This window comes from Janthinobacterium agaricidamnosum, from assembly GCF_003667705.1.
Classification (GTDB): Bacteria; Pseudomonadota; Gammaproteobacteria; order Burkholderiales; family Burkholderiaceae_D; genus Janthinobacterium.
Window position 1 is genome coordinate 3,053,593 of sequence record NZ_CP033019.1, and the last position, 21,399, is coordinate 3,074,991.

General features: G+C 63.1%; 23 protein-coding genes. 9 read left to right on the forward strand and 14 right to left on the reverse strand.

Annotated features, from left to right (window positions below; translation table 11 throughout):
* Position 1: 1 nt before the first annotated feature.
* From D9M09_RS13720 to D9M09_RS13730, 3 genes are all read right to left on the reverse strand, one after another.
* The gene (locus D9M09_RS13720; RefSeq protein ID WP_121669576.1) at positions 2-1,396 is read right to left on the reverse strand and encodes a class I SAM-dependent methyltransferase; all 1,395 of its coding nucleotides are present in this window, start codon (positions 1,394-1,396) and stop codon (positions 2-4) included.
* A gap of 263 nt (positions 1,397-1,659) precedes the next feature.
* The gene (locus tag D9M09_RS13725) at positions 1,660-2,685 is read right to left on the reverse strand and encodes an AraC family transcriptional regulator (protein ID WP_121669577.1); all 1,026 of its coding nucleotides are present in this window, start codon (positions 2,683-2,685) and stop codon (positions 1,660-1,662) included.
* The gene (locus tag D9M09_RS13730) at positions 2,685-3,593 is read right to left on the reverse strand and encodes a GGDEF domain-containing protein (RefSeq protein WP_121669578.1); all 909 of its coding nucleotides are present in this window, start codon (positions 3,591-3,593) and stop codon (positions 2,685-2,687) included. Before D9M09_RS13730 ends, D9M09_RS13725 begins: the two co-directional genes overlap by 1 nt.
* 308 nt (positions 3,594-3,901) lie before the next feature.
* Between D9M09_RS13730 and D9M09_RS13735 the strand changes: the two genes are divergently transcribed.
* The 6 genes from D9M09_RS13735 to D9M09_RS13755 all read left to right on the forward strand — a co-directional run bounded on the left by D9M09_RS13735 (position 3,902) and on the right by D9M09_RS13755 (position 11,223).
* Positions 3,902-6,439, forward strand: coding sequence for a TonB-dependent receptor (locus tag D9M09_RS13735; protein ID WP_121669579.1), 2,538 nt, complete (start codon positions 3,902-3,904; stop codon positions 6,437-6,439).
* A gap of 14 nt (positions 6,440-6,453) precedes the next feature.
* Positions 6,454-8,319, forward strand: a complete 1,866-nt coding sequence (locus D9M09_RS13740) for a phytase (RefSeq protein WP_121671081.1) — start codon at positions 6,454-6,456, stop codon at positions 8,317-8,319.
* A gap of 366 nt (positions 8,320-8,685) precedes the next feature.
* Positions 8,686-9,132: a hypothetical protein gene (locus D9M09_RS28995; RefSeq protein ID WP_139143683.1), complete on the forward strand. Its 447-nt coding sequence runs from the start codon at positions 8,686-8,688 to the stop codon at positions 9,130-9,132.
* Positions 9,133-9,293: 161 nt separating this feature from the next.
* Positions 9,294-9,644: a transposase gene (locus tag D9M09_RS13745; protein ID WP_121669580.1), complete on the forward strand. Its 351-nt coding sequence runs from the start codon at positions 9,294-9,296 to the stop codon at positions 9,642-9,644.
* A gap of 107 nt (positions 9,645-9,751) precedes the next feature.
* Positions 9,752-10,630, forward strand: a complete 879-nt coding sequence (locus D9M09_RS13750; RefSeq protein ID WP_070292269.1) for an EamA family transporter — start codon at positions 9,752-9,754, stop codon at positions 10,628-10,630.
* 155 nt (positions 10,631-10,785) lie between these two features.
* A complete protein-coding gene (locus D9M09_RS13755) occupies positions 10,786-11,223 on the forward strand; it encodes a c-type cytochrome (protein WP_083287946.1) in 438 nt (145 codons plus the stop codon).
* 47 nt (positions 11,224-11,270) lie between these two features.
* Here D9M09_RS13755 and D9M09_RS13760 read toward each other — a convergent pair whose 3' ends face one another.
* The 5 genes from D9M09_RS13760 to D9M09_RS13780 form a co-directional block, all read right to left on the reverse strand.
* Positions 11,271-11,621: a hypothetical protein gene (locus D9M09_RS13760; RefSeq protein WP_070310599.1), complete on the reverse strand. Its 351-nt coding sequence runs from the start codon at positions 11,619-11,621 to the stop codon at positions 11,271-11,273.
* A gap of 12 nt (positions 11,622-11,633) precedes the next feature.
* On the reverse strand, positions 11,634-11,897 hold the full coding sequence (locus D9M09_RS13765; RefSeq protein WP_083287945.1) for a DUF378 domain-containing protein: 264 nt from the start codon (positions 11,895-11,897) through the stop codon (positions 11,634-11,636).
* A gap of 212 nt (positions 11,898-12,109) precedes the next feature.
* Positions 12,110-12,640, reverse strand: a complete 531-nt coding sequence (locus tag D9M09_RS13770; protein ID WP_121669581.1) for a GNAT family N-acetyltransferase — start codon at positions 12,638-12,640, stop codon at positions 12,110-12,112.
* Between the two features lie 7 nt (positions 12,641-12,647).
* The gene (locus tag D9M09_RS13775; RefSeq protein ID WP_121669582.1) at positions 12,648-13,220 is read right to left on the reverse strand and encodes a helix-turn-helix domain-containing protein; all 573 of its coding nucleotides are present in this window, start codon (positions 13,218-13,220) and stop codon (positions 12,648-12,650) included.
* Between the two features lie 32 nt (positions 13,221-13,252).
* A complete protein-coding gene (locus D9M09_RS13780; protein WP_121669583.1) occupies positions 13,253-14,152 on the reverse strand; it encodes a LysR family transcriptional regulator in 900 nt (299 codons plus the stop codon).
* A 107-nt stretch (positions 14,153-14,259) separates the two neighbouring features.
* Here D9M09_RS13780 and D9M09_RS13785 point away from each other — a divergent pair, with 107 nt between their 5' ends.
* Positions 14,260-15,336: a YeiH family protein gene (locus D9M09_RS13785; RefSeq protein WP_240453640.1), complete on the forward strand. Its 1,077-nt coding sequence runs from the start codon at positions 14,260-14,262 to the stop codon at positions 15,334-15,336.
* 106 nt (positions 15,337-15,442) lie between these two features.
* Complete coding sequence (locus D9M09_RS13790) at positions 15,443-16,084, forward strand: LysE family translocator (RefSeq protein WP_070218425.1); 642 nt, start codon at positions 15,443-15,445, stop codon at positions 16,082-16,084.
* A gap of 2 nt (positions 16,085-16,086) precedes the next feature.
* On the opposite strand, the gene D9M09_RS13795 is transcribed toward D9M09_RS13790, so the two are convergent.
* Entirely contained in the window at positions 16,087-16,851 is a 765-nt protein-coding gene (locus D9M09_RS13795) for an alpha/beta fold hydrolase (protein WP_121669585.1), read from the reverse strand.
* A gap of 90 nt (positions 16,852-16,941) precedes the next feature.
* On the opposite strand from D9M09_RS13795, the gene D9M09_RS13800 reads away from it, so the two are divergent.
* The gene (locus D9M09_RS13800; RefSeq protein WP_205602364.1) at positions 16,942-17,700 is read left to right on the forward strand and encodes an AraC family transcriptional regulator; all 759 of its coding nucleotides are present in this window, start codon (positions 16,942-16,944) and stop codon (positions 17,698-17,700) included.
* On the opposite strand, the gene D9M09_RS13805 is transcribed toward D9M09_RS13800, so the two are convergent.
* The 5 genes from D9M09_RS13805 to D9M09_RS13825 form a co-directional block, all read right to left on the reverse strand.
* Positions 17,697-18,338 carry a CatA-like O-acetyltransferase gene (locus D9M09_RS13805; RefSeq protein ID WP_121669587.1) on the reverse strand — a complete coding sequence of 214 codons (642 nt, stop codon included), beginning with the start codon at positions 18,336-18,338 and terminating at the stop codon, positions 17,697-17,699. The two genes, D9M09_RS13800 and D9M09_RS13805, sit on opposite strands and share 4 nt — an antisense overlap.
* Before the next feature lie 37 nt (positions 18,339-18,375).
* Positions 18,376-18,765 carry a DUF5071 domain-containing protein gene (locus tag D9M09_RS13810; RefSeq protein ID WP_162995674.1) on the reverse strand — a complete coding sequence of 130 codons (390 nt, stop codon included), beginning with the start codon at positions 18,763-18,765 and terminating at the stop codon, positions 18,376-18,378.
* 13 nt (positions 18,766-18,778) lie between these two features.
* On the reverse strand, positions 18,779-19,999 hold the full coding sequence (locus D9M09_RS13815) for an MFS transporter (protein WP_121669589.1): 1,221 nt from the start codon (positions 19,997-19,999) through the stop codon (positions 18,779-18,781).
* Between the two features lie 134 nt (positions 20,000-20,133).
* Complete coding sequence (locus D9M09_RS13820) at positions 20,134-20,430, reverse strand: pentapeptide MXKDX repeat protein (RefSeq protein WP_121669590.1); 297 nt, start codon at positions 20,428-20,430, stop codon at positions 20,134-20,136.
* A 191-nt stretch (positions 20,431-20,621) separates the two neighbouring features.
* The gene (locus D9M09_RS13825) at positions 20,622-21,398 is read right to left on the reverse strand and encodes a molybdopterin-dependent oxidoreductase (protein ID WP_121669591.1); all 777 of its coding nucleotides are present in this window, start codon (positions 21,396-21,398) and stop codon (positions 20,622-20,624) included.
* Position 21,399 lies beyond the last annotated feature (1 nt).

Here is a 21,399-nt window from a genome sequence, read left to right on the forward strand (position 1 = left end):
ATCAAGGAATGCTCACTTCCGCAAACACATTCACGCCCGTGGCGTCGACATAGATTTTCGGGTCCCTTGCATGCTCGGGCAGCAAGGCCGACAGGCCCGCTTCATTGCGATAGATCAAATGCCATTCCAGCAAATGCTCCATGCCGAACTTGCCCGGATTATCCGCGTGCACATTCGTCACCAGCAAACGCCCGCCGGGACCCACGCGCGAGGCGAAGTGCATCAGCAGACGCGCGCACACCTTGTCGGACAGATAGTCGAACAGGCCGGCGCAATACACGGCGTCGAAACTGCCGGGCAAACCCGTGGCGCCCGAACCGTGGCGGCGCTTGAGCAGGTTGTGCACGGAATCGTGCACATAATCGATCTCGACCACGCGCCCCGTGCGCTGCATGATGGTGGTCAGGCGCGCGCGCGTCCAGTCCAGCGTCTCGCTGCTGAAGTCGACCAGTTCGAAGGCCAGCCATTGCGCATCGGGGCACGTTTCCAGAAAACGCTGCACCTCGATGGCCGGGCCACAGCCCACGTTGAGCACCTTATACACACGCCCGGCGGCGCGCGCCGCGGCCGCCTTTTGCGACAAAAACTCCGTCAGGATATCGATGCGGTTGCGGTGCGCCGTCGCCACGGCCGCCTGCAGAAAGGCCGCATTGACGATCTGAAAATACGTGCTCGGGCCCTGGCGCGGATCGTCCAGCAGCTGGTTGACCATCTGGTAATCGCCCGCATAGCCGAGCGGCTTGGTAAACGTGCGGAAAACGAACGGGGCGCGCAGGATCAGCGGGTGCAGCGCCGCCTGGGCGAAGGCGCGGTGGGCCGGCGCCCGCTCTTCCTCGACCAGCGAGGCTTCCACCTCGAGCTGGCGCAGGTAAAGCTGGGTCTGTTCCATCAGCGGCAAGGCCAGCTCGTCGAAGATATCGGGGCGCAGGCGGCCGTTTTCCTTGGGCAGCGAGTCGGACAGGTCGACCTGCTCGACCCAGCGCGCCACTTCCGACAGGAAGGCGCGCATTTCGTTGACGACGATCTGGTAGTCGCGGCGGATGCGGAAGCGCTCGCCCCAGCCGGCGACAAAGGCGCTCGACTCTTTCAACACGGCGCCCTTGACGACGACCACATCGCTCAGCTCGCGCCACTCGTCGATCAGGGTCACGGAAACGATGGCGGTCAGGCCCGTGTTGACGCTGCTGATGACGACGGCCTTGCCCACGTAGGCGTTTTTCGCCCCCATGCGCACGGTCACGTCATTGAGCACCTCGCTGACCTGCACAATCGAGTATGGATTATAGATTTCCATGACCAGCGAATTGCGCTGCAAGTTGAAAATCGTGCCGCGCACCGCCTCACCCTGGGTGTTGCGGAAACTGACGACTGGATCGATCTGCGATTGTGAATACACGATTGAGCATTATCAAGTTGCCCGGTTTCCGGCGCACCACACTGGTGACGCCAGTTTCCAGGCTGGGTTAAGGCACGGCACGCCGGTTGTCTGCCGCCGGCCCGCCATCGTGATGGCGGTATTGCGGCGTCGCGTGACGCCGTACCGGAGCGCCTCAAAGCGCGTCTGTCCGCTCTCTGATCGAGTGTACTATGGATGTAGCAGAACGGGCAATTGTTCCCTCAGGAACGACCTTGCGTGGCGCCGGCGCGCAACGCCGGCGATCATCCAGCAACGAACAGGGCCAGCGCGTGACGCAATAATTGCGGCGTTTGCCCCGTCCAGCGTTTGAACGAGCGGCGGAAGTTGGTGGCATCATGAAAGCCGAGGTAGGCGGCCACGGCATCGTTGTCGTAGCCATGCGCCTGGAACAGATAAATCGCCTTGTGCGCGCGCACCTGGTCCAGCTCGGCCTGGAAATGCGTGCCATGGCGCGCCAAATGGCGTTTCAGGGTGGCGGGACTGACGCCGAATTCCTGCGCCGTGCGCTCCAGGGTCGGTGCGCAGCGGATATTGAGCAGCAGGTAGTCGTACAGCGCACCGAGCAGGCTGGCTGCCGGCACGGGCGCCAGGGCCGCCGCGCGCAAGGCCAACGCCGCCGCCGTGGCATTGCCGCGCGGCCAGGGCTTGTCGAGCCAGCTCGAATCGATGAGCATGGCGTCCACCTGGCAATCGAAACGCAGGGACTGGCCCAGGTGCACTTCGTGCTGCTCCACGTGGCGAGGCCGCGCGCGGTTGAAACAGAAGCGCCATGGCAAGGACTCGCCCGCCAGCCAGCGGCACATGGCCGCCAGCGCCGTCATGTGCATTTCCACCAAAAAAGGCAGCTGGCTGGGCGCGCCGAACGCATCGACCCAGTACAGCACGTGCATGTCGCCGGCCTCCCGCAAGCGCGGCTGCAGCAGCGGACACAGCAAGGTATGAAAATCGCACAGGATGGTCAAGGCCTGGCGCAGATTCTGCGCCTGCAGCAAGGCATGGCTGGCGGCGCCGTAATGGCCGGGCAACATTTGCTGGCCCAGCATGAAGCTGGTGTCGGCACTGTCGAGGCCGCGCGCCACGTTGGCCAGCAATTGCAGGTATTGCGCGGCGCTCACCTGGCTTTCCGCGGACGGCAGCGCGCCGCCGTCCAGGCCCGTGCCCTTGAGCAGCGGCGCCGTAGCCAGTTCGCGGCTGCGCGCGTAATCGAGCACCAGCGCCGGCTGGTGATGGGCCGCGATGCCGGGGTCGCCCTGCTGAATCAGCGGCATCAGGCGGGCGCGGCGCTGCCGGCCCTGGGACTGGTGCTGCGGCCCGGTGTTTCCACGGCCCGGCTCAGCTCGGCCAGCACCACTTCCGGCACGCCATCGGTGAGCGAGCACGCATGCCGCAGGCTCAGGCGGATTTCGCGGTTGTCGTTGGTGTGGTGGCGCATCTGCCCCACCATGACGCACAGGTGGCGTGCCCGCACGGCCGCATCCTCGCGCGACACGCCCGGCATCAGCACGGCGAAGCGGTCGCCCGCATAGCGGCACAGCAGATCGTCATTGCGCAAGTTCAACAGCAGCATGTGGCCCACGGCTTGCAGCACGCGGTCGCCTTCGCGGTGGCCGTATTCGCGGTTAATCAGGTGAAAGCTGTCGATGTCGAGCAAGACCAGCGCGCAATCGAGGCCGGGCCGGCGTTCCTGCTCCAGGCGCATCTGCGTACGCAGGTAGCTGGCGTCGGCCAGCTGCGTGATACGGTCGAAGGCGCGGTGGTCGCGGAACAGGCGTTCGCGCTTTTGCAGATGTTCGTTCAGGCGGAACTGTTCCTGGCGCCAGTAATACATGCCGATCGTCAGCACCAGCATGCCGAACGGGATCAAGGCTTCCAGCCAGTTATCCCATACTTCCTGCTTGTCGATGGCGAAGAATTCATCGAGGCAATCGGCCCAAGACCCCAGCATGATGGCGCACAGGCCGCCGGCGATCAGGCTCGTCACCCGTCCACGCGGCCGGCTGCTGAGGGTAAACAAAAACCAGATGCCCGCCATGACGGCCGTGCCGCCTTCGCAGACGATATCCATCCACTTCCAGACGGCAAACGGTTTAACGTGGCCCAATGTGGCGTACAGGAACAAGAACAGGGGCAAGGCCAGTGCGGCGGCAATCAGGCTGTTACGGTGCAATGGCAGCATGTGGGAAAACCTTTAAAAGTGGTGCTGCCGCCACGATAGCGCCTGCCCATGACGGCACGATGACATGCCCCGCTCCCGTGCGGCAGGTGCAAACGGCTCATCATTACCAGGGACACCCATGCAAATACGGCGAGCCTTTGCCCATGCGCCCTGCGCCGGCAGGTCATTTCAGCTCACCCCGGTTCATTTCCGGCCGGAAAGCGTTCACCCGCCGTTGTTTTCAGGCTGGCAATCGATTGCCTGTCACGCAACCGTCATATTTGCTGCCTAGAATCCGCCCGGTTCCTTCCTCCCTAACCGAGCTCTTCATGAAAACCACGCACACATCGTTCCCCTCTCCGCTTCGCCTGACGGCCCTGTCCCTGGCCATCATGGCCGTCTTCAGCGGTCAAAGCCATGCGCAAGCACAAGATGCGGCTGGCCAGCCGGCCGCCACCGTGGTCGTCAGCGGCCAGCGCGCCAGCCTGCGCAACGCCATCGCCGCGCAAGAGAAAGCCGACAACATCATCAGCGTCATCAGCAGCGACGATATCGGCGGTTTGCCCGATAAAAACGCGGCCGAGGCGCTGGCCCGCTTGCCGGGCGTGTCCGTCCAGCGCGACCAGGGCGAAGGCCGCTACATCACGGTGCGCGGCCTGGGGCCTGACCTGAATGCCGTCACCATCAACGGCGCGCTGGTGCCGTCGCCGGAAGCGGGCCGCCGCGCCGTGGCGCTCGATATCCTGCCTGCCGGCCTGATCCGCACGCTGGAAGTCTCGAAGACCTTGCTGCCGGAAATGGACGCCAACTCCCTGGGCGCCACCATCGAAGTGAAATCGCTGTCCGCCTTCGACTTGCCGGGCAAGCTGCTGTCGGCCAACGTGGCCGCCAGCCATGATGAAAAGACGGGCAAGACCAGCCCCAGCGGCGGCGCCCTGTGGGCCCAGCGCTTTCTCGATGGCAAGCTGGGCGTGGCCGCCGGCCTGAGCGCGGAAAAGCGCTCGTTCGGCTCCGATGACGTGGAAACGGGCGGCGCCTGGAGCAAGGGCAAATTGTCGGGCCTGGAATTGCGCGACTACCTGCCCGTGCGCAAGCGCGGCGCCCTGGCAGTCAACCTCGATTACCGTCCGGAAGCGGGCAACAGCTGGTTTTTGCGCTCTTTTGTGAGCGAATTTTCCGACGATGAAGTGCGCGACCGCCTGACCATCAGCAATATCGCCGGCGGCAGCCTTGCCGAAGGCCAGACGGCCAGCGCGCGCGCCGAACGTCGCATCCGCCAGCGCAAGTACACGCAGCAAGTACGCTCGCTGGTGCTGGGCACGCAGCAGAAATCGGGCGACTGGACCCTGGACGTGAAAGGCGGCCTGAGCCGCGCCACGGAAGACACGCCGGAATCCTTGAACGACGGCCGTTTCCGCGGCCTCAGCAATTTTGCCGGCATCAGTTTCAACGGCACCGAGCAACCATCGTTGAGCGGCCCCGCCTCGCTGTACGAACCGGCCAGCTACGCGCTCAACGCCATCACGCTGCAAAAGCGTTACTCGAAGGACAATGAACACCATGCACGCATCGACCTGGCGCGCAAGTTCGACATCGCCACCCTGAAATTCGGCGCCAAAGTCAGCCGCCGCGAAAAGACGAATGACACGGATCAATGGGCGTATAACAGCAGCAAGGCCACCAGCGGCAATTACTGGGGCGCCGGCTCCACCTCGATGAGCGCCTTCGTGCAGGGCCACAATCTCGATTACGATCTGGGCAACATCGGCGTGGCGCTGGACCCGGCGCTGATCCGTGCCCGTGTGGCCGGCCTGGACCGCGACAAGGCGCGCCTGGCCACGGAATCGATCATCAACGATTACCGCATGCATGAAGACATCAACGCCATGTATGTGCAAAACAGCTATGACTTCGACGCCTGGCACATCCTGGGCGGGGTGCGCGCCGAACGCACCAGCTTCGAGGCGGCCGGCTCGCAGGTGGACAGCGCCGGCGTCGCCACGCCTTTGACGCGCGAACGTTCGTACACCAACTGGCTGCCGAACCTGCAAGCCCGTTATGACGTCGATCAAAAAACCAGCGTGCGGGCCGCCTGGACGCAAGCCGTGGTGCGCGCCAACTTCAGCCAGCTGGCACCCGGCATCAGCCTGGCCAGCAACACGGAAGCCGTGATCGGCAACCCGGACTTGAAACCCTTGAAAGCCAACAACCTGGACCTGGGTATCGAAAGAGTCCTGGGCAACGACGGCGTGATGTCGGCCTACGGCTTCTACAAGGACATCAAGAACTTTACGTACACGACCAACCTGGCCGGCACGGGAGCTTGGACGGGCTACACGACGGCCACCTCGTATGCGAACGGCGACGCGGCGAAAGTCAAGGGCATCGAACTGGCTTACATGCAGCCGCTGCGCATGCTGCCGGCGCCATTCAACAAGTTTCTCGTCGGCGTCAACGGCACCTTGAGCACGTCTAGCGCGCAAATCGGCCGCTACGACAAGGCGAGCAAGCAGCAGATGAACCGCGACATCCGCCTGCCGGGCCAGTCGAACCAGGTCATGAACCTGATGCTGGGCTATGAAACGGGGCCTGTCAGCGCCCGCCTGGCCCTCAACTACAAGTCGCCTTACCTGCTGGAAATGGGCGGCGATATCCTCGATCAAAGCCAGGACCGTATCGTGGACAGCCAGAAACAGCTCGACTTCTCGCTGTCCTACCAGATCAACAAGCAGTTCCAGGTGACGTTCGAGGCGGCCAACCTGAACAACGAGAAATACTATGTCTACCAGGGCACGAAGCCATACAACGTGCAAAACGAACAATACGGCCGCACTTTCAAAGTGAGCCTGAAAGCCAGCGCCTTCTGATGATTGTCAATAACATGAAAAAAACCGTACTCTGCAGCGCTTTGCTGGCTGCCTTCTGCATCAGCGGCACGGTGCAAGCCGCCCCCGTCGCGTCCAACGCCACCCCCTCCTTCACGCAGGAAGCGGAGGAACTGGCCCGCCTGCCCGGCGGCGGCTGGCTGACTTTGGACAAGCACGGCTTGCGTCTGTTCAATGCGGCCGGCCAGGAGCAAGAACGCATTGCCGTGCGCGCCAAGCAGCTCGACACGCGCATCGATGGCAGCAAGGTGCTGGCCGTCTTCCTGGAAGCGGACACGCAGCGCCCGCTGCCCGTCTCCGTCGATGTGCAGGCCGGCAAGCTGGTGAAACTGGCGCCGTTTCCCGTGCCGACGTTTTCCGTGGAAGCGTCCTGCCTGTACCGCGACGCCCAGCAGCTCGATCACCTGTTCTTGATCGGCAAGGATGGCCAAGCGGAACAATGGGTCATGCAGGGCGAGCAGCGCAGCCTGGTACGCAAACTGGCCCTGCCGCCGCACGCCAAACATTGCCGCGCCGACGATGGCGCGCAGCGCCTGCTGGTGAGCGAGTCCAACATGGGCGTGTGGGCGTATGACGCCGAGTCCGAAGGCATGGGCAAGCGCGAAGTGGTGGCCCTGCGCAAGCCGTACGGCCAGCTCGACGGCGGCGCCGGTGCGCTGGCCGTGCTGCCGGGCGGCGTGGCCGTGCTCGACGGCAAGGCGGACAAGCTGCACCTGTTCGCCCACCAGGACGGCCGATGGACGGCACAGCCAGCCCAGTCCGTCGCCTTGAACGTGCGCAAGGGCGACAGCCAGCTGGCGCTGGACAAGGACGCCTTGCTGCTGCGCGGCAAGAACGGTTGGCAGGCGCGGCCCTTGAAATGGGCAGGCAAAGCGGAAACGCAGCCTGCGGTGGCCATCATCGCCCCGCAAGCGCAGACGGAACCGATGGCGCGCCAGGGCGACGCGGCCGACGACCCGGCCATCTGGCTGTCCAGGAATCCAGCCGATGCGCGCATTCTCGGTACCAACAAGAAGCAGGGACTGCTCGTCTACGACCTGCAAGGCAAGCAGACGCAGCTGCTGGAAGTGGGCCGCCTGAACAACGTCGACGTGCGGCAGAACATCCAGTTGGGCGGCAGCAAGGTCGACCTGGCCGTGGCCACCCAGCGCGACGACAACAGCATGATGTTGTTCACCATCAATGCCAGCGGCGAGGTGGCGGAAGCGGGCCGCTTCCCGACCGGTCTGAAAAGCATCTACGGCATGTGTTTATATCAACCGGCCGGCGGCGGCGTGCAAGCGTTCATCAACGACAAGGACGGCACCTTCCAGCAATACCGCATCGGCCTGGAAGGGGGCAAATTCAGCGCGACTCTGTTGCGCAGCTTCAAGGTTGACACCCAACCGGAAGGCTGCGTGGCCGACGATGCCAACGCCAGACTGTTCCTGGGCGAGGAAACGCGCGGCATCTGGACCACCTCGGCCGACGCCGCCAGGCCGGACGCCCTCACCATGGTCTTGCCGGTGGGAGCGCACCTGACGGCGGATGTGGAAGGCATGGCCATCTACCGCCAGCCAGGCGCCAAGCCCGACACGGGCTATCTGATCGTCTCCAGCCAGGGCGACAGCAGCTATGTCGTGCTCGACACGCAAGCGCCGTACAAGGTGCGCGGCCGCTTCAAGGTGGGCTTCAACTTGCCCGCTGGCATAGACGGCACCTCGGAAACGGATGGCCTCGACGTCACCTCCGCCAACCTGGGCGGTGCGTATGCGCAAGGCATGCTGGTGATCCAGGACGGCTACAAGCGCTTGCCCGATGGGCCGCAGAACTTCAAGTATGTGGCGTGGGGGGATGTGGCGAAGGCGTTGAAGCTGGAGTAAAAGAGACGGTGAGCGTGGGTCAGTGGCATTCGCAACGTGACACCTGCTTGAGCCAGAGGGGCAAACGAATGAGATCGTGTCTGTCTGCCCCACAAACCCTCCGGGCGCGATTTCCGCCTTCTACGCGCCCGGGCCAATGGATCGCGGACAGTGGTGATGCCGTTATTGCACTGCCTCGTAACCCTGTGTGTTCGAGGTACCTCAGCATTAGTTGAATTTGGGAAATGCATAATTTGCAATATATTGCAAATGTTATAATTTGATAGATTATCTGTCATTATTGCCTGCCATACTTGTGACGCTGCATATCGACAAGGCAGGTAGGTAAAAAACGTAATTTTCGAAATTCAAAAAATGGAGAAATTGATGACTATCGTTGGAAGCCAAATTATTTTCCCAAAGGGTAACGAAACGTTTGTAAAGCTCACAAAAGAGGCGCCAGGTCCGCTACCTTGCCCCTCGGGAGACATTATTGCACCATTCGCAGCATTTCCAGCTCCGGCACCCGGTACATCGCGCTGGTACCGTCTGAAAGCAGTCTATTTTGACGAAAATGCAGGTGGTCAATGCAACGTGCAAATTCTTTTCAACATGTTTTCTGGCGAAACGATCAAATTTACCCTGCCTCAGGTTGCGAGCGGTGCTGGCGCGTCGAATTTTCACTATAGCGACTGGTACAAACCAGGAACAGTGAATGGGGAATACTCCCGTATCACCGCCTATTTTTCTAGTGCAGCCCCATATAACAACTCTGCCGGAATTTACTCCCTGATCTTGGAAGCCTACGACGTTTTAGCGTCACAAGCTGCATAAACAAACCGGGATCAGCTAGACAGGTATATTCTATGTGAAGCGTCACGCATTCGTTGCATGCGTGACGCTTGAGGTAGTCGGACATTCTCTGACCTCGTGCGCGCCTCAAAAACCCTCTCCAGCTCCAACATGAAGCCGGTGGCACCATTTCCCCGACTGTGATGATCAAACACAGCCTGTTTGCCGACCAGGAGCACAAAGCAAAGCTCAACAAGTTTGGCGATACGCTGCGACTGCTGGAACAGCGTGCTGACTTCGCCGCGTTAGCCGCAGCAGTCGATGCCGCTGCTCCAGGCCCCAGCTGCAAACGCGTCGGTTGTTTACCGTTCTCAACCAAACGGATGGTGCGTGTGCTGCTAATTTTACGGCTATTCAATCTCAGCGACGAGCAGATGAAACACCAACTGCTCGACCGCCTCGGTTTGCAACGCGTTTGGGTCGCGCATGAGCAGCCATATCCCCGACCGGAACACGTTCCGGACGCCAGGACTATCGGCGGGCGGGCCCCTTGATCGCTTATGGCGTCACTAATTTCTCAGCACACAAACCCGAATTCCAGTGATCAGAGCTTTCCTAAAAATAAAGCCGTGCATCCGATGCCGTATTAAAATACCGCCCCATGACCTCCCCCGCCTCGACCTCCGCCCTCCCCGACAACATCCTGCTCCCTTCCCTGGCCGTCCTGGGAGGGCAGATTTCCGTCAATCTGGGGGCGGCGATTGCGAAGAATCTGTTTCCCGTCATCGGGGTCGAGGGGATTACGGCGTACCGCGTGGGGTTCTCGGCGCTGATCCTGCTGGCCATCTTCCGGCCGTGGCGCTACCGGCTGACGCGCAAGGATGTGCTGAACCTGCTGGTGTATGGTTCCGTGCTGGGGTTGATGAACTTGCTGATTTACCGGGCGTTTGCGCTGATACCGATCGGTATCGCCGTCGCCATCGAGGTAACGGGGCCGCTGGCCGTGGCCATGCTGTCGTCGCGCCGGCCACGCGATTTGCTGGCCGTCGCGTGCGCCGTGTTTGGCTTGTATTTACTGTTGCCGCTGCAAGGCAGTCCGGGCAGCCTGGACCCCGTCGGCGTGGCGTATGCACTGGGCGCGGCCCTGTGCTGGGCGCTGTACATCATCTTCGGCAAGCGGGCCTCGACCTTGCAAGGTGGCCAAGCCGTGGCCTGGGGCATGACGGTGGCGGCCATGGTGACGGTGCCCATCGGCATCACCTACTCGGGAACAGCCTTGCTGGCGCCGTCGATTGCCTTGATGGGCCTGGCCATTGCCATGCTGTCGAGCGCCCTGCCGTACTCTCTGGAAATCTTTGCCCTTCGCCGCTTGCCGCAAGGGGTGTTCGGCATGTTCAGCAGCGCGGCGCCGGCCGTCAGCGCGCTGGCGGCCATGGCCGTGCTGGGAGAACTGTTGAGCCTGACCCAGTGGCTGGCCATCGCCTGCATCGTGTTTGCCTCGGCCATGGCGGCGCTCGGTGCACAGGGCGGCAAGCGCTAGCGGTATGGAGCCTGTCCCGCAGCTTGCGGCGCCGTGCCCTCGCCTAGCCGCCTGGCATGGCTAGCCTGGCATGGTTGCATAGCTGACGGGCAGGTTTTGATGCCCGCCTGTAAAATGCGTCATTACTTGCCATATCGCGCACTTCCGCCTCACCGATGACATCCCCATTTCTTTTTCGCTGGTCCTCTCCTCTTGCCGCCGCAGCCTTGCTACTGGCGCCAGCCCTGCTGCTGGCGCCAGCAGCCGTAGCGCAGGCTGCCGCTCCCGCCCCCCTCACCGGCAATGCCGAAGCGGGCAAGGCAGCATTTCGCAAATGCGCTTCCTGCCATCAGGTGGGACCATCGGCGCGCGGCGGCTTCGGTCCCAAGCTGACGGGCGTGATCGGCCGCAAGGCCGGCGCCACCACCGACTACAAATACTCGGCGGCCATGAAAAACGCGAATATTGTCTGGACCGAGCAAAACCTGGCCGCCTTCCTCAAGGCGCCCAGCGATTTCATTCCCGGCAATAACATGCGTTTCTGGGGCATCGGCAATGCGCAGCAAGTGGCCGACTTGCTGGCCTACCTGCGTACGCAGCAAGCCGTCCCATAACGCATGCATGGACAAGCCGGACACCGCATACAGCTCATGACGCCAGCTCAAGCCTCCAGCGCTTGCAGCACGCCCTTGCGCTTCTTGTGTGCCGCCTCATAAGCGCGCAGCCGCTTGCGCTGGGCAGCAGACAGGCTGTCCAGCTTGTCGCGGATCTGCGCCACCGTCAGTTGCTGGTAGCCAGCGATGGGCAAGTCAGGCGGTGACGCCTCCGGGGCAGCGCCGCCGGCTTTTTTCCGCTCCTGCGCTTGCCTGGTTTCACCCGACTGCGCCCTTTGCTTGTTCACGATGCGCGCCGCGACCTCTTCCTCGCGGCCCGGGTAACGTCCTTCCTGCTTGAAATCGCGTTCCAGCTTCTTGAATTCGCGTTCACGCTTGGGGCTTGCACCAACAGGCATGTATCCTCCCGTCTAGGATTTGGCCGGGAACTTGCGCAGGCACAGGTAAATGGAATACAGCGCCGCCAGCCCCACCAGCACGTACACGCCGCGCGAAGCCGCCGTCATGGCACCGAGGATGCGGGCCACGATGTCGATATCGAACAGGCCCACCAGCGCCCAGTTCAAGCCGCCCACGATCAAGAGGATCATGGAGATCCAGTCCACCACGTTCAAGCGCTTTGCCGACATTTCCTGTTTTGCCGCACCGTCCGATCCTGCCTGGATATTTGCCATATCAGCCTCCTGTAAGAAGAAAGGACCCGCCGCCGGGTCTATCAAAGAACAGTGTAGGCGCGGCACCGGCACACGCCAGTCGGACGATGCCGGGTATCGAGGTAGGACGGTTCTGTAATCAGACGGGTGATTTTATCTGGCAACAAGCCAGCCGACATTGGCTGGCAGCGGCAACATGCGGTCCTTGCAATTCATGAGTTCCCTTTGCCAGATCAATGCTGCAGTTGCTTGTACAGGATGGTGGTGGCGTCCAGCCGGTCGCCGGCCGGCGCCAGCGCATAGGCGGGGATGCAGCCCGCCACCACGTAGCCGAGCGACAAATACAGCGCTTGCGCATGGTCGCCGCTGCGCGTGTCCAGAGTCAGCAGGCTGCACGGCAGCTGCCGCGCCTGTTCTTCCAGCGCCCGCATCAACTGGCGGGCGATGCCATGCCGGCGGAAAGCGGGCGCGACCAGCAGCTTGCGCACTTCGGCCCGGTGCGCCTGGTTGGGATTGGTATCCCAATCCAACTGCACGGCGCCCGCCACCTTCCCTTCCACTTCGGCCACCAGCAGCAGGCGCACGCCGCGCGTCACGGCCGGCAAGACGTTATCCGTCCAGAACGCCTGGCTGGCCGCCGTATCGAACGGCAGGATAAAACCGATGCTGGCGCCGTCGTGCACGCAGTCTTGCAGCAAGGCGCCCAGTTCCGGCAGGCGTACAAGAATATCGGCGGGCAAAAAATGGCGTAGCGATGGGGACATATCAACCTCAGACGATGAACAAAAAATAGCGGGCACCGCTGTCCGGCGGGGTCGTAAACGCGCTGGCGCCATGCAACTGGTAGCGCAGGCAATCGCCGGGCAGCAAAGCGTGGGAGCGGCCGTCGACCGTCACGTTGAGCTTGCCGTCCTGCAGCAACAGATGGTGTTCCATGCCGGGCCGGGGCGAGGCGGCATAGCTGATCGTCACGCCCGCGCCGAGCTCGCATTCGAGCGCTTCGCCGGCCAGCGCGCGCGACGGGGGCGAGACGGAACGGCGGACAAAGCCCGTGTCCGCGTCCGTCCACACGCTTTGCTCAGCCCGCCGCAGCAGGGGCGGAAAATCGTCCTCTACCATGCGCAGCAGGCGCGACATGGCCAGGCCATACGCGGCGCACAGCTTGCCCAGCACGGCTGTCGTCGGACTGACTTCGCCATTTTCCAGGCGCGACAGGGTGGCGCGGCTGACCTGGCTGGCACTGGCCAGCTGGTCCAGCGACCAGCTCCGCTCCACGCGCAACTGTTTTAATCGCGCGGCCAGGCGCTGTTCCGTCTCGTTATCTGTGAGCGTTGAATTTTCCATATGTGGGAATTTATCCCTTATATGGAAAACAGTCAAGCCATGCGCGAGGCGTGGCGGCACAGTTCCAAAAATCCTGTCAAACGGGGCGAGAGGATCTTTTTGGCTTGGCGGATCAGATAGAAATTGCGCTCCAGGGGCGGCAGCATGGTTTCCAGCTCGACCAGTTGGCCGCTGGCCAGCAAATCGGCCACGACGACCCGCGACAGGCAGGCGATGCCGAGACCGGCCGCCGCGCCATATTTGATGGCTTCCGAGTTGCTGAATTCGCCTGCGGCGCGCAGATAATGCAGATACGGCACCAGCGCCTGCTCCACGGCTTCGCGCGTGCCCGAGCCCGCCTCGCGCAGCAGCCAGCCCGCCTGGTTCAGCTCCGCAAAGCTGAGCAAATGGCGCAGCTGCGCCAGCGGGTGCGTGGGCGCGGCCACGATCAGCATCTGGTCCGTCAGCCACGGTTCCACCAGCAGGCCCGCCTCATGGCACGGCCCTTCGATCAGGCCGATATCGACACGGAACTCCGCCACGGCGGCGGCGATGTCGGCCGTGTTGGCAATCGTCACCTGCGGGATGCTGCGCCCGTACTGCTGCGCCGCCTGGGCCAGGATCTGCGGCAACAGATAGATGCCTATCGTCGTGCTGGCGCCGATCTGCAGGCTGACGGGCACGGACGGGTCGGCGCCCGCGAACTGGCGCTCGATGCTGGCGGCCGCGTCGCGCATCTGCCGCGCCTGCGGCAACAGCAGGCGGCCATTGTCGTTGAGCAGCAATCGCTTGCCCACGCGGTCGAACAGTTGCGCGCCCAACAAGGTTTCCAGCTCGTTCAGGGCCGCGCTGGCGGCCGATTGCGACAGCGCAATCAGTTCGCCGGCCGCGCTGGTGCTGCCCGTGTCCGCCACGGCCAGGAAGATCTGCAGTTGCCGCAACGTAAGCGCCATCCAATATACTCACTCAATAGGTTAAACATACAAAAACAATCCGTTTTACCACTTATTCAGCGAACTGTACAGTCATGCCATACGAACCAAGAACCATGGAGTACGGCATGTCTTCCCTCTCAACAAGCAACACAACAAGTTTCAGCGACCGCTATGGCCGCCTCCTGCCCGGCCTGCTGCTGAGCGGCGTGATCGCCTGGGGCGCCATTGCGCTGGGCAAGCTGGAATGGATGCAAAGCCACGGCATGAGCGCCCTGACCTTGGCCATCATGCTGGGCATTGTGCTGGGCAACAGCGTGTATGGCAGCCTGGCGCCCACGTGCGGCGCCGGCGTGGCCTTTTCCAAGCAGACGTTATTGCGTCTTGGCATCATCCTGTATGGCTTCCGTTTGACATTCCAGGATATCGGCCAGGTGGGCCTGGCCGGCATCGCCATCGACGCGCTGGTGCTGGCGTCCACGTTTGGCCTGGCCATGTTCCTGGGCACCAGGGTGTTCAAGCTGGAACGCAACAGCGCCATCCTGATCGGCGCGGGCAGCTCGATCTGCGGCGCGGCAGCCGTGATGGCGACGGAGCCCGTCGTCAAGGGGCGCAGCGAGGACGTCACCGTCGCCGTCTCCACCGTCGTGGTGTTCGGCACCATCGCCATCTTTTTGTACCCCGTGCTGTACCAGCTGAATCAAGGCTGGCAAGTGCTGGGCGCCACGCCCACGGCCTTCGGCGTGTACATCGGTTCGACCGTGCATGAAGTGGCGCAAGTGGTGGCGGCCGGCAAGTCGATCGGGCAGGAGGCGGCGAATGCGGCTGTGATCGCCAAGATGGTGCGCGTAATGATGCTGGCGCCGTTCCTCGTCATCCTGTCGGCCCTGCTGGCGCGCGGCAAGGCCAAAGATGGCGGCCACGACAAGGCGGCCAAGCTGGCCATCCCCTGGTTTGCCTTCATTTTTATTGCCGTGGTGGCCTTCAATTCGCTGGGCCTGTTGCCAACGGGCACAGTGGCCACCATCACCGACATCGACACGGCCCTGCTGGCCATGGCCATGGCGGCCCTGGGCTTGACGACGCACATGTCGGCCATCCGCCGCGCCGGCATCAAGCCCCTGCTGCTGGCCGGCCTGCTGTTCTGCTGGCTGATCGCCGGCGGCGCCGCCATCAACCATGTGGTCGCCAGCCTGTTCGCCTGAAGCAAAGCCTGATTCAGGCGGGGCCGCCGGCGCGGGAGCCGAAAACTTCGTACAATAGACGTGTTTTGACTTCCCAATCCGGCTTCGGCCCCACCCAGGAACATCCATGCACCTCTCGAACTGGCTGCTTTTCTGCAGCGTCGCCCTGCTCGTCACGTTTTCTCCCGGCCCGGCCGTCTTGCTGGCCATCTCGAATGCCATCGCCGTCGGCCCCCGCCGCGCGATGATCAGCAGCATGGGCAATGGTTTTGGCTTGTTCATCATTTCCGGCGTGGCCATGGCCGGCATGGGCGTCGTGCTGGCCACCTCGGCCACGGCCTTCATGCTGCTGAAACTGGCCGGCGCCCTGTATCTGGTGTTCCTGGGCATCAAGCAATGGCGCAGCAAGACCAGCGTCGTGGCCGATGCGCCCGTGGTGCAAGGCGCGGCGAATCCAAATTCATTCTGGAAACTCTTCCGCCAGGGCTTGACGGTCGCGCTGACCAATCCGAAAGCCATCCTGTTCTTTTCGGCCCTGTTCCCTCAATTCATCACGCCGGGCGAGCCGGTGGCCATCCAGTTCACCGTGCTGACGACCTCGTTCGTCGCCTGCGCCATGCTGGCCCATCTGTTCTATGCCAACCTGGCGCGCCTGCTGAAAACCCAGCTGGCAACGCCGGGCCGCGCCAAGCTGTTCAACCGCATCACGGGCGGCGCCTTCGTGCTGCTGGGCCTGAGCTTGCTGCGCCTGCGCAGCAAGGCAGCATAAGGTCACTGCGCCGATAGAAACGCCTCGATGCTGGCCGCCAGGGCCAGCGGCGCTTCATTCATCGGATAGTGTCCCGCATTACCCAGCACCTCCAGCCGGGCTTGCGGGTACCACGCCAGATACGTGCGGCGCATCAAGTCCGCATCAAAGCGGGGGTCGTGTTCCCCCACCAGCGCCAGCAAGGGCAGTTTCGACGCCGTTGCCTGCACTTCGCCGCTGAAATCCGTCCCGCTCCACGCGAGGAAATAGGCGGCAAACGCGGCCTGATCCGCACTTTCCCACGAGTACTGCGCCTTCCAGTCCAGCCAGCTTGCAGGCAAGCGCCCGCCCGTGCTGCGATCGATGATGGCGCGCCGCGCATCGATGTTCGCGCTGGCATCGAGAAACAGTTGCCGGGCCGGCCCCTGCAGCGCCACGCCGCAGCTGGGCACGGGCGCCACGGCCACCAGCTTGCGCAAACGCAAGGGCGCCAGCAAGGCCAGCCGTTCCAGCGCCATGCCGCCCATGGAGTGACCGACCACGCTGAATGTGGCAAAGCCCAGCGCATCGGCCAAGGCCAGTGCGTCACGGGCGACCTCTTCCATCGAATACTCGCCCGCCGCGCCACGCATGCCGCCATAGCCGCGATTGTCCATGAAGACGTAGCTGAAGGCGCCGCCATCGAGGGCCGTTTCCATGGGCGCGAACGCGTGCGCGTCGCCAAACCAGCCGTGCAGGACGATGACGGCGTGGGGGCCATGGCCCACGCGATGATAGGTATTGTGCATATATGCATCCTTGAAGGAAAAGTCTGCATGGTAATGGCACAGGCAACGGCCCGCCTTCGATGCCAGGTCAAATACTGTAGAGTACGGGCCATGGATGATTTTTATACGGAAGTGCCGCGAACACTGATCGCCATCGCGCGCGACTATGCTACCGGCGAGATATTTCCCAGCCACAGCCATGCGCGCGGGCAATTCGCGTATGCGGCGCGCGGCGTCATCAGCGTGCACACGCCGCAGGGCAACTGGCTGGTGCCTCCGCAACGCGCTTGCTGGGTACCGGCCGGACTCGTCCACGGCATGCGCATGCATGGCGCCGTCACCATGCACAATGTGTTTGTCGATCCGCACGCCATCGCCGGCATGGATTTGCCGCCCGATTGCCAGGTGCTCGATGCCACGCCGCTGCTGCGCCAGTTGCTGGCCGAAGCCGTGACCGTGGAAGCCTTGTATGTGCAAGCGTCGCGCGCCGGACGGTTGATGGCCTTGCTGCTCGACGAGATCGCCGCTGCCAATCCCCTGCCCCTGAGCGCGCCCCTGCCGCAGGACGCCAGGCTGGCGCGGCTGTGCATGGAATTGCTCGAACAGCCCAGCCTGGACAGCAGCCTCGACGCGATGGCGGCGCGGGCAGGCATGAGCCGGCGCACGTTTACGCGGCAATTCCGCGCCCAGACGGGGCTGCCCTTTGCCCAATGGCGCCAGCAAGCGTGCCTGCTGGCCGCCATCACGCGGCTGGCCGAAGGACAAGCCGTTACCCGCGTGGCGCTCGATCTCGGTTATGCCAGCCCCAGCGCTTTTACGGCCGCCTTCCGCCGCGTGCTGGGCCGGGCGCCCAGCGACTATTTAGCTTAGGCAATCATGGCGGCGATGCGCTGTGCCAGCGCCTGCGCCAGTTTCTGCACATGGTAGCCATCGACAAAGCCGTGATGGGCCTGCGCCGAAAACGGTATCCGCATGCGGCCATCGTCCTGCGGCGGGCCGAATTTGCCCCAGGTAAAGGTCGGGATGTCCGCGTCGCGGTGGCGGCAGACCGGGTGCTCGATGGCCGCCAGCTCCAGCCATGGCAAACAGGTGATGAAGATATTGTTGCGCTGCTCCCGCTCGCTTTGTCCCTCGCCCGTGTTGATCAGCGCGGTGCTCGCTTCCGCGAGGCGCTTGGCTTCCAGGCTGCGTTCGATGAAGAGATAGAGCTGGTCCGTCATGATGAAACGCGTATAGTTGAGGTTCTCGTCGCCGTTGATGACGGTGTAGGACGCGGGAAAATCGTCGATACGGATCACTTCGCCCTGGCAGATGCGGTACATGAAATTATCGATGTCCTTGACCGTATTGAGCAGGCAAAACAGGAAAAAGTGAAACACGGGAATGTTCCGTTCCTTGCACCAGGGCCGGAAATCGGGCACGTCGAGCTGGAAATTGATGTTGACGAGGGGATTGTCAAACGCGCGGAACAAATCGTAGCGGTCGCGCCGCTTTTCAAAATTTTTCATGCGGCGAGTGTAGACGATGGAAGTGCTGGCGGGCAAGTCACGCCGCACCAGCGCCGCTGCCCGCCAAAATCTCCCGGGCCGCCTCGGCCACGCCTTCTTCCAGCTCGGCAGCCGTTGGCGACAGGGCGAAGCGCTGCAATTGCCCGTCCACCGCGGTAGCGAGCCCGGGGGAATGGCGCACGATGCCCAGCAGAACAACATATTTCCATTGTTCATCGTCGCTGGCCAGCACCGTCTTGAGATACGGAGCCAGGCGCGGACCGATGCCGGCCAGGTAAGGCAGGAGGACGGCGGCCACGGGCCAGTTGGCGTCCTGCACCCACTCGAGGATCTGCGGCATGGCGGGACGCAGTTCTTCCCAGCGCAAGGCGGTCAGGGCTTGCGCATTGTCCGTATCGTGTTTGTCGCGCGGCAATGGCAGACTCATGCGAGGCATCCTGTCATGCGGCGCCGCCATGCGCCAGGCCCCGCTGCACCTTCCACGCCAGCGGCAAGGTCAGCAGCAATACGGCCGCCAGCGCCAGCAAGGCCGTGGGCACGCTCGTATGGTCGCCCAGCGCGCCGAACAGCACGGGCGACAGCGCGCCGCCGCCGATGCTGCCCGTGTAGAACAGGGCAAACGCGTGCTCGCGCCTGCCGGACTCGGCCAGTTCCGGCACCACGCCGTACAGCACGGACGAGGTGCCGTTCAGCGCCAGCCCCAGCAGTGGCAGCATGGCCATGATGCCGGCCAGCGGCAGCCACAGGGCCGCGACGATCAGCAGCGAGGTCATCGATTCCGTCAGCCACACGGTCTTCATCATGCCGATGCGCGCGCCCAGGTAGCCGCACAGCAACTTGCCGAAGGCGCCGCCCACGAACAGCAGCGACAAGGCCACGCCGATGCCGGCCGTGCCCGCGCCCTTGCTTTTCAGCAAGAACGGCAAGAAGGTGAGAAAACCCATCCGCACGGCGCTGTCCAGGGTGCCCGTTGCCAGCAGCGCGCGAAAGCTTGCTTTGGAGCCGCTGCCAGTGACGGGCTTGACCGCTTTCTTCTGACTGGCCTGGATCTCTTCCGGCTTCGGCAGCAACCACCACAGCAAGCCGGCCGCCGCCAGGCCCAGCAAGCCCAGCAAGGAAACGCTCGCTTGCCAGCTGCATACGAGCAACAGCAAGCCCACCAGCGCGGGAATCAGGGTCTTGCCGATATCGCCCGCAAAGTTGTAGTGCGACAGCGCTTCCTTCACGCCGCCGCCCGCCTCGTGCGTATCGGTGACGATGGACGAGGCCAGCGGATGCTGGGTGCTGGCGCCCAGGCCGCCCAGCAGCAAGGCGATCAGCAGCACGGCCAGGCCGCCCGCCTGCCCCGCGATCAGGTAGGCGACGCCGGCCAGCGCCGTGCCGCCCACCAGCATGCGCTCGCGCCCCCAGCGCCTGGCCAGGCGGCTGGCCAGCAGCTGAAATCCGGCCATCATGCCCGAGTAGGACCCGCGCAACAGGCCCACCATGGCGTAGCTGATGGCAAACTGCGCCTGCCAGATGGGCAGCAGCACATAGATCACGTCCGTCAAACCGTCATGCACGGCATGCGCGCTGCAGGCGGCGAACAGCGAGCGGCGCCGGATCGATTTATCGGAGGAAGGTGCTTCGGGAGACAACGCGGCAACGGACGGTTCGGTCATGACTGTGCATGCGGGAAATCAGGAGGCGTCAAGCTTACACCAATTAGCAACTTCGCATCATGCGGCAGCATGGGTGAACGCTGGAAGACGCGCGCGGCCTGGCGCCATCGCGTTGACGGCGCCAGGCCCCTGCACTACTTGGCCATCGCATCCTTGGCCATGCCATCCTTTTTCATTTCATCCTTTTTCATGCCGTCTTTCCCCATGGCATCTTTTGCCATGCCATCCTTGGCCATGTGATCCTTTTTCATGTGTTTCTTGGCCATCGGCTTGTGCATGCCGTCCTTGTCCATCGCATCCTTGTGCATGGCGTCGGCCGAGGCAGGCTTGGCCATCGCGTCTTTCTGCATGGCGTCCTGGGCAAACGCGGCGCCCGACAGGAGGATGGCGGAAGCGATGATGGCGGCGAAGGTGGTGATGGTGGTTTTCATGATATGTCCTTGTCTCAGTGTTAGATGGGCGAGATTGCCCGGTGGTAAAACTATTGCTGTGCTACAGGGTGCTGCTTGCTGCTGAACATAAGGAAGGCCGGGAGGTGGTCAGGGCCAGGCGCATTGCCGCAGGCAGTACGACTAGTACGACAAGGCAATGCAACGCCGCCCTGGCCGGCTCCCCGGCCTTTCTAGGAACCGCCGAACCAGTTGTAGCCCTGATTCTCCCAATACCCTCCCGGGTAGGTATTCGTGACAAAAATGGCCTGGATGTGCTTGGGGTTCTTGTAGCCCAGCTTGGTCGGCATGCGCAATTTCATCGGGTAGCCGTATTTCGGCGGCAATTTCTGGCCGTCGTACGTGAGGGCCATGATGGTTTGCGGATGCAGGGCCGTGGCCATGTCGATGCTGGTGAAATAATCGTCGGCGCACTGGAAGCCGATGTATCTGGCCGTCGTGTCGGCGCCCACGCGCTTGAGGAAATGGGAAAACGGCACGCCGCCCCACTTGCCGATGGCGCTCCAGCCTTCCACGCAGATGTGGCGCGTGACCTGCGTTTCCTGCGGCAAGGCGCGCAGCTGCGGCAGGGTCCACGGCTTCTTGTCGGCGATCAAGCCGCTCAACTCCAGGCGCCAGGCGTCGCCATCGACCTGTTCCACCTCATCCTCGCCGTAATAGGCGTTGAAGGGAAACGGCCGCGTGATCATGGAGTCCGGATACGTGGGCGCCAGTTTGTTGGGGTCGAACAGCCAGCCCTGCACCCGGTCGTTGAAGCGCGAGACCGTCGTCAGGGCCGTCTCGATGCTGGACGGGTCGCTGGCGTTGCAACCCGTCAGCAGGGACAGGCCGCCCAGGGTCAGGCTGCGCTGCAAAAACAGGCGGCGCGACGGTTGTTTGATCTGGCGCAAGGCGTCGGCCAGCATGGCCTGGCCCTGCTCTTGCACGAGGATGGATTTTTTCATGCTCATC